This window comes from Paraburkholderia sp. SOS3 (genome assembly GCF_001922345.1).
GTDB lineage: Bacteria > Pseudomonadota > Gammaproteobacteria > Burkholderiales > Burkholderiaceae > Paraburkholderia.
Genome location: NZ_CP018811.1, coordinates 2,512,485 through 2,527,632, shown reverse-complemented (window position 1 = coordinate 2,527,632; position 15,148 = coordinate 2,512,485). Strand labels below are relative to the sequence as shown.

Below are 15,148 nucleotides of genomic sequence, written 5' to 3'. Positions count from 1 at the left end.
CCGTTGAACCACCAGGTCGAACGATAAGAAGCAGGAGACACATGTAATGCCAGGTACTTTCGACTATGTCGTGGTCGGCGCAGGCTCGGCCGGCTGCGTCCTTGCCAACCGGCTCTCGGAAGGCGGCCGCTATTCGGTCTGCCTGCTCGAAGCGGGCCCCGCCGATCGCTATCTCTGGATTCATATTCCGATCGGCTACGGCAAGACGATGTTCCATCCGGTCTACAACTGGGGCTTTCATACCGAGCCCGATCCGAATATGAACAATCGGCGGCTGTACTGGCCGCGCGGCCGCACACTGGGCGGAAGCAGTTCGATCAATGGCCTCATTTACGTGCGCGGCCAGAAAGAGGACTACGACCATTGGGCCTCGCTCGGCAATCGCGGCTGGAGCTGGAACGACTGTCTGCCGTACTTCCGGCGGCTCGAGCACAACGAACTGGGCGCGGGTCCGACGCGCGGCGTCGACGGCCCGCTGTGGGCCTCGACGATCCGGCAGCCGCATGCGCTCGTCGATGCGTTTATCGCGGCGTCGAACCGGCTCGGCGTGCGCACCGCCGAGGACTTCAACACCGGTGACCAGGAAGGCGTCGGCTACTACCAGCTGACGACGCGTCACGGCTGGCGCTGTTCGACGGCCGTCGCCTATCTGAAGCCCGCGCGGCAGCGCACGAATTTGCACGTGGAGACCAACGCACTCGCTTCGCGCATCCGCTTCGACGGCACGCGCGCGACCGGCGTGCAGTTCCTGCAGCATGGCGAAACGCGCGTGGTCAGTGCACGGCGCGAAGTGATCCTGACCGCGGGCGCGCTGCAATCGCCGCAATTGCTGCAACTGTCGGGTGTCGGGCCTGCGGAGCTGTTGCGCGAGCGTGGCATTCCGGTGGTCGCGGATCGTGCCGGCGTCGGCGAAAACCTGCAGGACCATTTGCAGGTCCGTTTGATCTACGAAGTAACGAAGCCGATCACGACCAACGATCTGCTGCGTTCATGGGCGGGCCGCGCGAAGATGGGCCTCGAATGGGCGCTGTTTCGCAGCGGTCCGCTCGCGGTCGGCATCAATCAGGGCGGCATGTTTTGCCGCGCCTTGCCCGATGAAGCGGCAACCCCCGATATCCAGTTTCATTTCTCGACGCTTTCCGCCGACTCCGCGGGCGGCGAAGTGCATGCGTTCCCGGGCTGCACGTATTCGATCTGCCAGTTGCGGCCCGAGTCGCGCGGCGTTGTGCGCATCGCGTCGACCGATGTACGCGATGCGCCGTCGATCGTGCCGAATTACCTCGCGACCGATCTCGACCGCCGCACGACTGTCGCCGGCGTGCGCTTCGCACGCCGCGTCGCGGCCACGCAGCCGATGGCCGCGCTGATGAAGCGCGAAGTGCGGCCGGGCGCCGATGCGCAGACCGACGACGAACTGCTGCATTTCTGCCGCGAGTACGGACAGACGATTTTCCATCCGTCGGGCACGGCGAAGATGGGGACGGCCGGCGATCCGCTCGCCGTGGTCGATGAACGGCTTCGTGTGTACGGAACGCGCGGCTTGCGCGTGGTCGACTGTTCGATCATGCCGACGCTCGTATCCGGCAATACGAACGTGCCGATCGTGATGGTGGCGGAAAAGGCGTCGGACATGATTCTCGACGATGCGCGCGCGGCCGATGCGGCACACCGCGAGCCTGTGCCGGCGGCCGCGGCGGCAGAGGCCTGAGCGTCGGGCAATGCGCGCATGAGCAGCAGGCACTGAGCAGCAGGCACTGAGCAACACGCCCTGAGCAGCAAACACGCATCAGCAGGCACAGAGAACCGAGCAGGACGGCTTTGCATAAGGCGCCGTGCCGAACGAACGGTACGGCCATTCCAATGGAGGAGCACCTATGTCATCCGATCAACGCGTCGATCAACGCGTCGTCCGCCGTGTCGCATTTGCCAGCGTGATCGGCGCGACCGTCGAGTGGTACGACTTCTTTCTGTACGGCGTCGTGGCCGGCATCGTGTTCAACAAGCTGTATTTCCCGGCGAACGATCCGCTGGTGTCGACGATGCTTGCCTATTCGACGTTCGCGGTCGGCTTCGTCACGCGGCCGCTCGGCGGCGTGCTGTTCGGCCATTTCGGCGATCGCGTGGGGCGCAAGTCGGCACTGATTCTGACGCTGATCATCATGGGCATTTCGACGGCGGGCGTGGCCTTTGTGCCGACTTACGCGCAGATCGGCGTCTGGGCGCCGATTCTGCTGCTGACGCTGCGCGTGCTGCAAGGCATCGGCCTTGGCGGCGAATGGGGCGGCGCGGTGCTGATGGCTTACGAATATGCGCCGCCGCATCGACGCGGACTCTATGCGAGTCTGCCGCAAATCGGGCTCTCGATCGGGCTTTGCCTCGCGGCCGGCGTGGTGGCCGCCATCTCGCGCGTCCTGCCCGATGCGGACTTCCTTTCGTGGGGCTGGCGCATCGCGTTCGGTGCGTCGTTGCTGCTCGTGCTGATCGGCTTGTATATCCGCCTGAAAGTGATGGAAACGCCCGAGTTTCTTGCGCTCAAACGCAATCGGCGCGAAGCGAAGATTCCGTTTGTCGACATGATCACGCGTTATCGCGGCGCGGTCGTGCTCGGCATGGGCGCGCGCTATATCGACGGCGTGTTCTTCAACGTGTTCGCGGTGTTTTCGATCGGCTATCTGACGCAGCATCTCTCGATGAGCCGCACCGATGCGCTGCTTGGCGTGATGATCGCGGCCATCGTGATGTGCTTTTTCATTCCGCTGTTCGGCAGGATGTCGGACCAGATGGGCCGGGCTCGCGTTTATCGCTGGGGATCGCTGATTTGCGGACTCTCGGTGCTGCCTGCGTTCTGGCTGATCGAGAGCCAGCCGACCAACACGATCCTGATCTGGGCCGCGATCGTCGTGCCGTTCGGCATCTTCTACGCGATGGTGTATGGCCCCGAAGCGGCGCTCTTTGCCGAACTGTTCGATGCGAACGTGCGCTACACGGGCATCTCGTTTGTGTATCAGTTCTCGGGCATCTTCGCGAGCGGCCTCACGCCGATCATTGCGACCGCGCTGATGCGCGTCAATCAGGGCAAGCCGTGGATGGTCTGCGCCTACGTCATGCTGTCCGCGCTGATATCGGCATGGTCCGCGCGTGCGATCGAGCGAAGGGCGAGCACGTATGGCGCGGTGGCGAGCGCGCAGCATTCGTAACGCTCATAACGTGCCGTCGCTGCGCGCATCGAAGGCGCGCAGCGAACGCTTTTATTCGCGGAACGTTTTAGCGGTTTCGTCGGCCGCAAAGCGCAGGTCGGGCACGAAGGTGAGCAGGTCGTCGAGCGTGACGCGGCCGACCGGCGCCTGAACCGCGATGGCCGCGCAGGCGCGGTTACGGTCGAGCATCACCGGCACGGCGATCGCGATGAGCCCTTGCAGGTGCTCCTGGTTGTTGATCGCAAGCAGGCGTCTGCGCGTTTCCGTCAACTCCTTGCGCAGTGCATCACGGTCCGTGATGGTTTTTTCCGAATACGCACGCAGCGGCAGCGCGTCGATGACGCGTTCGCGTCTTTCTTTAGGCAGGAAGCTGAGCAGCAGCTTGCCGCTCGCCGAGCAGTGCAGCGGCACGTGCGAGCCGGGCTGCAGATGCATGCGCAGCGGCCATTCGGTTTCGACGCGGTCGACATAGACGACGTCGTTGCCGGCCAGCATCGTCAGATTGCAGGTTTCGCCGATCTTCGACACCAGTTGTTCGAGCAGCACGTGGCGCGCTGCGGCAGGCCCGGCATGCATAAGAACGTTGACGGCGAGCATGCGTACGCGCGGCGAGCATTCGTAGAGGCGATTGCCCGCGACGCGCGTGACGAGCCACGCATCCATCAATTGCACGAGGATCCGGTGCACGGTCTGCTTCGGCAAGCCGAGCGCATGCACGAGGTCCGTCATCGATAGCGGATGGCCGGCTTCGGCAAGCGTTTCGAGTACGCGGAACGCGCGGACGGCCGCGGCGTTCGACTGGTTCGAGAACGACATCGAGTCTCCTCCGGACGCGTCGCTGCAACCGCGCGCCGTCGTCAAATTTATAGAAGTGATTTTGCATCGGAATGCACGGTTTTCGGGACTCCGGAAAGTCCCGAATTTCGCGTTTTCCGATTCACTGCATCGCCCAGCACGGAAAGCCGCGGAAAACGGGACTTCGTCGGTCTTCGCGCCCGCTAGATTTATTCGCACGAACAGACATAACCGTTGGAGACAATCAGATGAATGTGAGGGCAAGTCACGCCGAAGTGGGCGCGCAGGGGGCAAGCACGGACAGTAGCGTCGCGGACGATGTCGCCGCGCTGGTCGGCCGGGCTCGCGTCGCGCAACGCGAATTCGAGCGGGCGGGGCAGGCGGCGCTCGACATGGCCGCCGCCGCCGCCGCATGGGCCATCATGGAGCCGGCGCGCAACCGGCAACTCGCCGAGCTGTCGGTGAGGGACACGGGCCTTGGCAATGTCGACGACAAGTTCCGCAAGAACTATCGCAAGACGCTCGGCCTGCTGCGCGATCTGCACGGCCAGAAAACCACGGGCGTCATCGCACGCGATGCAGCAAACGGCATTGTTGAAATCGCACGCGCGGTTGGCGTGGTCGCCGCGATCACGCCTTCGACGAATCCGGCCGCGACGCCCGCGAACAAGATCGTCAACGCGCTCAAATGCGGCAATGCGGTAATCGTCGCGCCTTCGCCGAAGGGCTATTCGTCGTGCGCGCTGCTGATCGGTTTCATTCACGCGCAACTCGCGAAGGCCAGCCTTTCGCCCGATCTCGTGCAAATGCTGCCCGCGCCGATCAGCAAGGCGGCTACGGCCGAATTGATGCGGCAGGCCGACCTTGTCGTGGCGACGGGCTCGCAGGCCAACGTACGCATGGCATACGCGAGCGGCACGCCGGCGTTCGGGGTGGGCGCGGGCAATGTCGCGTCGATCGTCACGGCTTCGGCCGATTTGCACGAGGCGGCGCGCAAGATCGCGCTTTCCAAGACCTTCGATAACGCGACCAGCTGTTCGTCGGAAAACAGCGTCGTGATCGAAGACGCCGTGTATCAGCCGATGCTCGATGCACTCGCCGCATGCGGAGGCGTGCTGCTCGACAACGAACAGAAGGCCAGATTGCAGTCCGCGATGTGGCGCGACGGCAAGCTTTCGCCGCAATGCACGGCGCGTTCGGCCGCGGTCATCGCGCGCGTCGCGGGCCTCGACGAGATTGCCGAGCGCGGGCCCGCGTTCCTGATGGTGAAGGAAACCGGCTTCGGCGAACGCTATCCGTTCTCGGGCGAAAAGCTCGCACCGGTGCTGACCGTGTATCGCGCGCGCGACTTCGAACATGCGGCCGGGATTGTCGGCGACATCTATTCGTATATGGGCGCGGGCCATTCGGTGGGTCTGCATACGGGCCTCGATGCGGGCCTCGATGCGGCCGATCCCGCGCGGGCCGTTGAACTCGGCGAGACCTTGCCGGTGGCGCGCGTGATCGTCAACCAGGCGCATTGCCTCGCAACAGGCGGCAACTTCGATAACGGCCTGCCGTTCTCGCTGTCGATGGGCTGCGGCACGTGGGGACGCAACAACTTCTCCACTAACCTGAATTTCCACCAGTACCTGAACATCACGCGCGTGGCGTATCCGATCGAAGAGCACGTGCCCGATGCGGACGACCTGCTCGGCGAATTTTTCCGGAGGGCCGGACGATGAGCACGCCTGTTACGCTTCGCGCGCTGATCGACGAGCGCGCCGCGCAATATCCGGACAAACCGTTTCTGCTCGAATCGATGGGTGAACCGGAGGCTCAGTCTGCCGGCGGCGGCACCCGCCGTGCCGCCGCGCTGGCTGCATTGACGTATGCCGAGCTGCGCAACGACTGCCGCGAACTGGAAGCGCGTTTTCTCGACGCGGGGTTGCGGCCCGGCGACACCGTATCGGTGTTGATGAGCAACGGCATCCAGACGGGCCGGATTCTGCTTGCCGCGATGTATAGCGGGCTCGTCGCGAATCCGCTCAATCTGCTGTGCCAGCCGTCGCAGCTGCGCTATATCGTCGAGCATTCGGATACGCGCGCGATTTTCGTCGAGAGGCAGACGCGCGCGACGATCGAATCGGCGCTGGCGGAGTCGCACACGGAATCTCAGGGGAAAAAGCTCGTGCGCGATGTGCTCGTGATCGAGACGGAACCGGACGCACGGGCGCTGCCGGTGCTGCCGCATGCCGAGCCTGCGCTAGCGGGAGCCGTGACGCAGCGCGCGGAAGCGCAGCGCGCGGAAGCGCGGCGCGCCGCGGCATCGCGAGACGAGGAGGCGCTTGCCGCGACGATGAGCGAGACGCCGCTCGCGCTTCATGGCGAGCCGTGCGAAACCGACGTGGCGCTTCTGATGTACACGTCGGGCACGACCGGCCTGCCCAAAGGCGTGCTGCTCACGCATCGCAACCTGCTCGCGAACGCGGCGCGCATCACCGGCGAACATCGGCTGGCCGACGACGACCGCGTGCTCGCCTCATTGCCGCTTTATCACATCAACGGTCTCGTCGTGACGCTGTTGACGCCGCTGTTTCATGCGGGCTCGGTCGTGATGACGCCACGCTTCTCGGCGCGCACGTTCTGGCGCGATGCGGCATTCCACGGCTGCACATGGATCAACGTCGTGCCGACCATCGTCGCCTATCTGCTCAATTGCGACGAGGGGTGCGCGTTCGATCTGTCGGCGTTGAAGTTTTGCCGCAGCGCGTCCGCCGCTCTGCCGGCCGAACATCATCGCGCGTTCGAAGCGCGCTTCGGCATCGGTATCATCGAAACAATGGGCATGACGGAAACGGCTGCGCCGATCTTCAGCAATCCGTATGACGCGGCGCGGCGCAAGGTCGGCAGCATCGGATTGCCGTCGGGCGCCGAAGCGAAGGTGATCGACCGCGAAGGCCGCGAGTGCGCGCCGCACGAATGCGGCGAAATCGTGTTGCGCGGCGAGCAGGTGATGCGCGGCTACTACAAGCGGCCGGAAGAAACGGTCGCTGCGTTTACGGCGGACGGCTGGCTGCGTACCGGCGACCTCGGGTATCGCGACGAGGAAGGCTATTTCTACATCAACGGCCGCGCGAAAGAACTGATCATCAAGGGCGGCGAGAACATCGCCCCGCGCGAAATCGACGAGGCGCTGCTGAAGCACCCGGGCGTGCTCGACGCGGCTGCGGTGGGCGTGCCCGATAGCGCGTACGGGCAGGAGATCGTGGCGTATATCGTGCCGCGCGCGACGGATGGCGAGGCGCAGACGAACGGATGTGGAGGCGTCGACGTTGCCGATCTGCGCGCGCATTGCCTGCGCGAACTGGGCCGGTACAAGACGCCGAAGGAATTCCGCTTCGTCGCCGAGCTGCCGCGCGGGCCGTCCGGCAAGGTACAGCGGTTGAAGTTGTTGCAGTCGCAGAGCTGACGCCCGGTCGTACGCGCAGAATCGATTCGGGACGAGGAGACTCATCAAGAGGCGGACACGATCCGCCCAACGCAGGGCAAACGAGCAATCGGCGTCGCAAACGCCTCATAAAATACATTGGAGACAACATGGAAATGCCTAAGCGGCGCGTGAAGACGCGTCACATCATTCTGGCGGTCATGTGTGTGATGTATTTCATTTCGTACATCGACCGTGTGAATATCGCAGTGGCGGGCCCGTTGATCCGCCATGAAATGGGGCTGACGTCGACCGAACTGGGCCTTGTCTTTTCCGCGTTCGCCTATCCGTACGCGATGATGCAGATCATCGGCGGATGGCTGTCGGATAAGTTCGGGCCCAAGCTCGTGCTCACCGTGTTGTCTCTGATCTGGGGCGTCGCCACGCTGCTCACGGGTTTCGCCGGCAGCGTCATGATGCTCGTCGTGTTGCGTTTCATCCTCGGTATCGGCGAAGGCGGCGCATTCCCAACGGCCACGCGCGCGTTCACGTACTGGATGCCGGTGTCCGAGCGCGGCTTCGCGCAGGGCATCACGCATAGCTTCGCGCGTCTCGGCGGTGCGGTCACGCCGCCGCTCGTACTCGCGGTGGTGGCGGCCGGCGGCTGGCGCGAATCGTTCATTCTGCTCGGTATCGTGAGCCTTGCGTGGACCGTGCTCTATCTGCGCGTATTCACGAACTCGCCGGAGCAGAACAAGCGCATCACGCCCGAGGAAACGGCCGAGATCGGCTACCGTCAGGGCGACTGCGAACGCGCGAAACATGCGGCGACGCCGTGGCGCAGGCTGATTCGCCGCATGTGGCTCGTGACCTTCGTCGACTTCTGCTATGGCTGGCTGTTGTGGGTGTATCTGACCTGGCTGCCGTCGTATCTGAAAGAGTCGCGCGGCTTCGATCTCAAGCACCTCGCGCTGTTTACCGCGCTGCCGCTGCTCGCGGGCGTGATCGGCGATACGCTCGGCGGTGTCGTGTCGGACAAGCTGTACAAGCGTACCGGACGCCTGCGTCTTGCGCGTTGCGCGGTGCTCGTGGTCGGCATGGGCGGCTCGCTCGCGTTCCTGCTGCCGATGATCTCGGCGACGAGTCCGCTGATGGCCGTGCTGTTCCTGTCGGGGTCGTTCTTCTTCCTCGAGATCACGAACCCGGTGCTGTGGACGCTGCCGCTCGACATCGCGGGCAAATACGCGGGCACGGCCGGCGGCATGATGAACACGGGCTTCGGCGTGGCCGGGATGGTGTCGCCGGTCGTGTTCGGCTATCTGATCCAGACGACGGGCAGCTACAACGTGCCGTTCACGATTTCCGCGGCACTGCTTGGGATCGGCATCGTCGCCGCCTGTTTCATCGATACGAGCAAGACGGTCGAAGCGGACGAGGAGCGCGAACGGCAAGGCCTCGAAGACGTGTCGGGCATGCCGGCCTTCGCGCATGCGACGCCGGCGCTGCGGCTCGACCGGCCTCATTTGCGGCGGCCGTTGCGGTGGCGCAAGTAACAGGCAGCGTAGCGGAGGGATCGTGTGGCGCGGGCTGCGTGTGCCCGCGCCATGAGCGTTGCCGAACCGCTTCGGTCTAGCGCGCGGGATTCACCTTGCGCAAACGCCAGATCAGGCTCGACGTATCGTAGCGGTTGCCGCCGAGCGCTTGCACATCGCCGTAGAACTGGTCGACGAGTGCGGTAACCGGTAGCGACGCGCCGTTGCGCTTCGCTTCATCGAGACAGATGCCGAGATCCTTGCGCATCCAGTCGACCGCGAAGCCGAAATCGAACTTGCCGTCGAGCATCGTGGTGCCGCGGTTGCTCATCTGCCAGCTGGCGGCCGCGCCTTTGCCGATCACTTCGAGCACGCGCGCCATGTCGAGGCCCGCACGCTGGCCGAAATGCAGTGCTTCGGACAGGCCTTGCACCATGCCCGCGATGCAGATCTGGTTGACCATCTTGGCAAGCTGACCCGAACCGGCCGGCCCGAGCAGCGTGACGGCCGATGCGTAATGCCGCAGCGTGTCCGCGGCGCGCTCGAATGCCTGCGTTTGGCCGCCGCACATGATGGTCAGCGTGCCGTTCTGCGCGCCGGCTTCGCCGCCCGAGACGGGCGCGTCGATAAAGTGCAGGCCCTGTTCGGAGGCGCGCGCGGCGAGTTCGCGCGCGACGTCGGCCGACGCGGTCGTGTGATCGACGAACACCGCGTCTTTGGTCATGCCGGCATAGGCGCCGTCGTCGCCGAGCATGATGCTGCGCAGGTCGTTGTCGTTTCCGACGCACGACAGCACGAGGTCCGCGCCTTGCACCGCTTCGCGCGGCGTCGCGGCCGCACGTCCGCCATATTCGGACACCCATTGCTGCGCTTTCTTCGCAGTGCGGTTGTAGACGGTGACGTTGAGGCCGGCTTTCGCGAGATGTCCGGCCATCGGGTAGCCCATGACGCCGAGCCCGAGAAACGTGACGTTGGCGACGTGCGGCTGTGCGCCGGCGGAATGTGACGACGACGAATGGGTAACGCTCACGACGACTCCTTCGAGTGACTGTGTGACTGTGTGACTGCGTGGGGCAGGGAACGGCGATTATCGCAGGAAGGAGCAAAGCGCATCGGCCGCGCGGCGCGGCGATATCGCGAGAAGGGCGGCCGGTCGCCGCGGCGGTGCGGTGACGGAAAGGCGGCCGAAAGCTCGCCGCCGCGAGGCTCTTTGCGTCAGAACGTCGCAGCCAGTTCTTTGGCCGCTTCCTGCAGGCGCGGCACGAATTCGAGCGCGCGCGGCAGCGGCGTGCGCGACACGGGCGCGTGCACGGCGACCGCGGCGATGCATTGGCCCTGCTCGTCGATAACGGGCGCAGCCACGCATGCAATGCCGATTACGAATTCCTCGTTGTCGACGGCGATGCCTTTGTGCGCGATGCGATCGAGTTCGCTTTCGAGCAGTTGCGGGTCAGTCAGCGTGTTCGCCGTGAAGCGATGAAAGTGCATCGCGCGAATCAGCGCCGCACGCTCGTCGCGCGGCAGCATCGCGAGCAGCAGCTTGCCGCTTGCGCTGCAGTAGGCCGGCACGTGCGAACCGGGCTTCAGATCGAGACGCAACGGCCAGGGCGCTTCCATCCGGTCGAGATACAGCACCTCCGTCTCGTGGAGCATGGTCAGGTTGCAGGTCTCGCCGAGGTCCGCCACGAGCCGCCCGAGAATCGCGTGACGCAGACGCCGCGCGCCCGAGTGCATCATCACGCCAAGCCCGAGTTGCGACAGGCGCGGGCCGATCACGTACGTGTTCTTTTGCCCCGGCTCGCGAATCACGAGGCCGCCTGCTTCGAGCGATGCCAGCATGCGGTGCAGCGAAGCCTTCGGCAGGTCGATGTCGTGAGCGATATCGGCAAGCGAAACCGGGCCGTTCGCCGCGATCAGATGTTCGAGCAGCGAAAACGCGCGCAGTGTCGGGGTATCCGCCTTGTTCATGTCCGCCGTTCCGGAAAATGGATCGGCCGTATTGTACTGAAATGCCTTGGCGTGCCGTGCAGCGCAGTGGTCGCCCGGCTGCGCGCCGGCGATCGGCGGCACGGCGCCGCTGCGCTTTTCGGAACGCGTGCCGTCGGCGGCGCGTGCGTCGCTTGCCGGTGCTGCCGGCGGTGCTGCGTGTGCGGTGGAATCGATCGATGACACGGGTGGCTCCCTCCCGAGGTGCCGCATTGCCGAATGCATTTACCGGAACAATTTGTTCCCAGCAGTAGGATATGGTTCAAATGTAGGCCACCAATCGGTCGTGGTCAATTCTATATAAAAATAAACGGTACGATTTGTATCTAAAAATGAATCGGTTTATGATGTCCTCAGGCGGCCGAATGGAACGTGTGAGGAGAGCGATGTGACCGAGATCGAGACCGGCAAGCCGGACCGCATCGTCGATGCGCGCAGCGTATTCGGCATCGACGTTGATCTGAAGGTGCCCGCTTTCAGCGAGCGGGACGACCACGTGCCCGAAATCGACGACGTCTACCTGTTCAACCCGCAAGTCACGCTGGCGATTCTTGCCGGCTTTATGTGCAACCGGCGCGTCATGGTTCAGGGCCTGCACGGCACCGGAAAGTCGTCGCATATCGAGCAGGTCGCGGCGCGCCTGAACTGGCCGTGCGTGCGCATCAATCTCGATGGGCATATCAGCCGGCTCGACCTGGTCGGCAAGGACGCGATCGTCGTGCGCGACGGCGCCCAGGTAACCGAATTTCAGGAGGGCATCGTGCCGTGGGCGCTGCAGCGCCCCGTTGCGCTCGTCTTCGACGAATACGATGCCGGGCGCCCCGACGTGATGTTCGTGATCCAGCGCATTCTCGAAACGGACGGCAAATTCACGCTGCTCGATCAGAACCGCGTGATTCATCCGCACCCGTCGTTCCGGCTGTTCGCCACCGCAAACACGGTAGGACTCGGCAACCTGAACGGCCTTTATCACGGCACGCAGGCGCTCAATCATGCGCAGCTCGACCGCTGGAATGTCGTGGCCAACCTCGATTACCTGTCGCGCAACGACGAGATTCGCATCGTATTGGCGCGCGTGCCGGCACTGGCCGACGAGCGTAGCCGCGCGCTCGTCGAATCGATGGTGAGCGTGGCCGAACTCACGCGCAAAGGTTTCGCGACCGGCGATCTGTCGACGCTGATGTCGCCGAGAACGGTGATCAACTGGGCCGAGAATATCGGCATCTTTCGCGACGCGGGGCTCGCGTTTTGCCTCACGTTCCTCAATAAATGCGACGAAGCGGAGCGGCCGATCGTCGCGGAGTATTTTCAGCGCGCGTTCGATGCGGAGCTTGCATCGTTCGAAGGCGCCGGCGCGCTCCCGCTGGAAACGCGATGAGCGAGCCCGAACGCGCCGCCTTGCAGCGCGCCGCGCGCGCGGACGCATTGCGCGCGACCACCGTGCGCGCGATTACCGGCGATGCGGCCTTGCACTACAGCGGTGGCCGGCTATGCCGGAATATGACGCCGTTGCCGTTTCATGCGCCGCATTTGCGGATCACACGCGATGAGCAGGCGGCGGCGTCTTCAGTTGCGTCTTCAACTGCTTCTTCAGTTGGGTCTTCAGTTGCGTCCCTCCGCGGCGCAGCCGATGGCGCCGCGTTGCGCGCGCTTCATTCGGATACCGAATGGCATAGGCAGCACATGCCTGTCGATGCGGTCGAACGGCTGCTTTTCGAATCGCTCGAACAGTTGCGCTGCGAATCGTTGTTGCCGCCGGGCATGCCGGGCCTTGCGCGCAATCTGCGCGTGCGTTTCGACACATGGTCGCATGGCGTCCATCTGTCGGGCCTGATCGATGGCGAGGCGGGCTTGCTGCTCTATACCGTCGCGCAAATGTGCTGGTCGCGGCTGTCGGGCTGGCCGGTGCTCGAGGAAACGGAAGGGCTGATCGAGGCGACCCGTGCGTTTGTCGCGCCCGTGATCGGCGTGCCGCTCGCGAACATGCGCCGCACGCGTCACGATCAACAGGCCTTCGCGGTGCACGCGCTCGAACTTGCGCGGCAGGTGAGCGCGGTGATGGACGCGCAACGCGCCGCCGCCGGACTTGACGACGACGACACGCAGAACCGGCAGAAAGAAGAGGCAACGCGAAACGCGTTTTCGCTGTTTCTCGAATTCGAAGACGGCGACGACGAGGGCATCGCGCTTGCCGATACGGGCGAGAGCAGGGTGTTGCGCGCGTCGGAGCACGGCTATCGCGTGTTCACGAACCGCTACGATCGCGAGGCCTATGCGGCGAGCTTCGTCCGCAAGGCGCTGCTGGCCGAATATCGCGAGCGTCTCGACGAACGGATCCGCGCGCAGCCGATCAATGTCGCAAGGCTCGCGCGTATGCTGAAGGCGGCGCTTGCCGTGCCGGAACGCGACGACTGGTCGTTCGGCGAGGAAAGCGGGCGCATCGATGGCCGGCGGCTTGCGCAACTGGTCAGTTCGCCGGCCGAGCGGCGTTTGTTTCGCCTCGAGCGGCACACGCCGATCTCCGGATCGATCGTCGGCTTTCTGATCGATTGCTCGGGTTCGATGAGAGCGCGGATCGAGCCCGTGGCGATGCTGGTCGACGTGCTGGCGCGCGCGCTCGACGGCGCGGGTATCGCCAACGAAATTCTCGGTTTTACGACCGGCGCGTGGAACGGCGGTCGTGCGCGCTCCGACTGGCTTGCGCACGGGCGCCCCGAACATCCGGGACGGCTCAACGAGGTGTTGAATCTCGTTTTCAAGGACGCCGACACGAGCTGGCGGCGTGCGCGCGCCGATATCGCCGCGTTGCTCAAAGGCGACCTGTTCCGCGAAGGCGTGGACGGGGAGGCGGTCGAATGGGCATGCGACAGAATGCGCGCGCATGCGGCGAATCGCCGGGTGCTGATCGTCATTTCGGATGGCAGTCCGATGGATGCCGCGACGCATCACGCGAACGATGCGTACTACCTCGACAACCATCTGAAGCAGGTGGTCGCCGAGCAGCGCGCGTATGGCGACGTCGATGTGCTCGGTCTCGGCGTCGGGCTCGATCTGAGCCCGTACTACCGGTATTCGCTCGCTGTCGATCTGTCTGTCGCGCCCGATATGGCGCTGTGCTCGGAAGTAGTGCGCTGGATCGGCAAACCGGCGGCGGCCTGAGCCTGCACGCAGGTCACCGCGATCACATAGAAGATGTCGTCGGCGCTGCAGCCCCGCGATAAATCGTTGGCGGGCTTCTGCAGACCTTGCAGCAGCGGGCCGATCGCCTTCGCGCCGCCGATCCGTTCGGCGAGCTTGTAGCCGATATTGCCCGCATCGAGACTCGGAAAAATCAGCGTGTTCGCATGACCTTCGACTTGCGAGTGATGCACCTTGCGCAGCGCGATTTCGGCGACGATCGCCGCATCGAGCTGCACGTCGCCGTCGATCGCGAGGCCCGGTCGTGCGGCCTGCACGAGGCGCGTCGCCGCAACGACCTTGTCGACGGCTGCATGCTTCGCGCTGCCGCTGGTGGAAAACGACAGCATCGCCACGCGCGGCTCTTCCATCAGCAGACTGCGCGCGCTGTCGGCCGCGGCCATCGCGATCTCGGACAACTGCTCCGCATCCGGATCGACGACGAGCGCGCAGTCGGAAAAAATCAGCCCGCCCTTCATCGTGTGGAACGGCTCGCACAACATCATCAGAAAGAAGCTCGAGACGAGCTTGAACGACGGGCGGATGCCGATCAGCTGGATCGCCGTGCGCACGACATCCGCTGTCGTGTTGACCGCGCCGGCGATCGATCCGTCGGCGTGACCGAGCCGTACCATGAGGTTCGCAAAGCACAGCGGCTGCAGCACCTCTTGCTGCGCCTGCTCGCGCGTCATGCCCTTCCTGCTGCGCAGTGCGAACAGTTCGTCGGCGCAGGCGCGCGTGAGCGCGGACGTGGCCGGGTCCACGATGTCGATGCCGCTCAGATCGACGTTCGCACGTTGCGCCGCACGCCGCGTGCTGTCCGGTTCGCCGACCAGCACGATGCGCGCAATACCCGCCACGGTCGCGCGTTGCGCGGCCTCCAGAATCCGCGCGTCGCCGCTCTCGCACATCACGATGCGCATCGGGTGCTCACGCGCCTGCTCGATGATCCGGTTGATCGCTTTCATGGCTGTGCGGTGCGGTTCGACCTCGGGTCCGGTCTCGCGACCGTCCCCGGGTTCTTCGTGATCAAGACGGCATTGCCGGCGTGC

At 64.6% G+C, this 15,148-nt stretch carries 11 protein-coding genes; 7 read left to right on the top strand and 4 right to left on the bottom strand.

Features of this window, described 5'->3' with window-relative positions; all coding sequences use genetic code 11:
- The first annotated feature begins 46 nt into the window (after positions 1-46).
- Positions 47-1,708 carry a GMC family oxidoreductase gene (locus tag BTO02_RS11390; RefSeq protein ID WP_075157128.1) on the top strand — a complete coding sequence of 554 codons (1,662 nt, stop codon included), beginning with the start codon at positions 47-49 and terminating at the stop codon, positions 1,706-1,708.
- A gap of 166 nt (positions 1,709-1,874) precedes the next feature.
- Positions 1,875-3,197 carry an MFS transporter gene (locus tag BTO02_RS11385; protein WP_075157127.1) on the top strand — a complete coding sequence of 441 codons (1,323 nt, stop codon included), beginning with the start codon at positions 1,875-1,877 and terminating at the stop codon, positions 3,195-3,197.
- Between the two features lie 51 nt (positions 3,198-3,248).
- Here the strand turns inward: BTO02_RS11385 and BTO02_RS11380 are convergent, their stop codons facing one another.
- Positions 3,249-4,013 carry an IclR family transcriptional regulator gene (locus BTO02_RS11380; protein ID WP_075158790.1) on the bottom strand — a complete coding sequence of 255 codons (765 nt, stop codon included), beginning with the start codon at positions 4,011-4,013 and terminating at the stop codon, positions 3,249-3,251.
- A gap of 227 nt (positions 4,014-4,240) precedes the next feature.
- On the opposite strand from BTO02_RS11380, the gene sauS reads away from it, so the two are divergent.
- The 3 genes from sauS (at position 4,241) to BTO02_RS11365 (ending at position 8,954) form a co-directional block, all read left to right on the top strand.
- Entirely contained in the window at positions 4,241-5,716 is a 1,476-nt protein-coding gene (sauS, locus tag BTO02_RS11375; protein ID WP_075157126.1) for an acylating sulfoacetaldehyde dehydrogenase, read from the top strand.
- Positions 5,713-7,443 carry an AMP-binding protein gene (locus tag BTO02_RS11370; protein ID WP_075157125.1) on the top strand — a complete coding sequence of 577 codons (1,731 nt, stop codon included), beginning with the start codon at positions 5,713-5,715 and terminating at the stop codon, positions 7,441-7,443. The genes sauS and BTO02_RS11370 overlap by 4 nt, the downstream gene beginning before the upstream one ends.
- 128 nt (positions 7,444-7,571) lie before the next feature.
- Positions 7,572-8,954, top strand: a complete 1,383-nt coding sequence (locus BTO02_RS11365; RefSeq protein WP_075157124.1) for an MFS transporter — start codon at positions 7,572-7,574, stop codon at positions 8,952-8,954.
- Positions 8,955-9,030: 76 nt separating this feature from the next.
- On the opposite strand, the gene BTO02_RS11360 is transcribed toward BTO02_RS11365, so the two are convergent.
- The gene (locus BTO02_RS11360; RefSeq protein ID WP_075157123.1) at positions 9,031-9,963 is read right to left on the bottom strand and encodes an NAD(P)-dependent oxidoreductase; all 933 of its coding nucleotides are present in this window, start codon (positions 9,961-9,963) and stop codon (positions 9,031-9,033) included.
- A gap of 185 nt (positions 9,964-10,148) precedes the next feature.
- The gene (locus BTO02_RS11355; RefSeq protein WP_075158789.1) at positions 10,149-10,901 is read right to left on the bottom strand and encodes an IclR family transcriptional regulator; all 753 of its coding nucleotides are present in this window, start codon (positions 10,899-10,901) and stop codon (positions 10,149-10,151) included.
- A 406-nt stretch (positions 10,902-11,307) separates the two neighbouring features.
- Here BTO02_RS11355 and BTO02_RS11350 point away from each other — a divergent pair, with 406 nt between their 5' ends.
- Complete coding sequence (locus BTO02_RS11350; RefSeq protein WP_075157122.1) at positions 11,308-12,297, top strand: AAA family ATPase; 990 nt, start codon at positions 11,308-11,310, stop codon at positions 12,295-12,297.
- Positions 12,294-14,078, top strand: a complete 1,785-nt coding sequence (locus BTO02_RS11345) for a cobaltochelatase CobT-related protein (RefSeq protein ID WP_075157121.1) — start codon at positions 12,294-12,296, stop codon at positions 14,076-14,078. The genes BTO02_RS11350 and BTO02_RS11345 overlap by 4 nt, the downstream gene beginning before the upstream one ends.
- Here the strand turns inward: BTO02_RS11345 and pta are convergent.
- The gene (gene pta / locus BTO02_RS11340; protein ID WP_075157120.1) at positions 13,982-15,064 is read right to left on the bottom strand and encodes a phosphate acetyltransferase; all 1,083 of its coding nucleotides are present in this window, start codon (positions 15,062-15,064) and stop codon (positions 13,982-13,984) included. The genes BTO02_RS11345 and pta overlap by 97 nt on opposite strands.
- Positions 15,065-15,148: the final 84 nt, after the last annotated feature.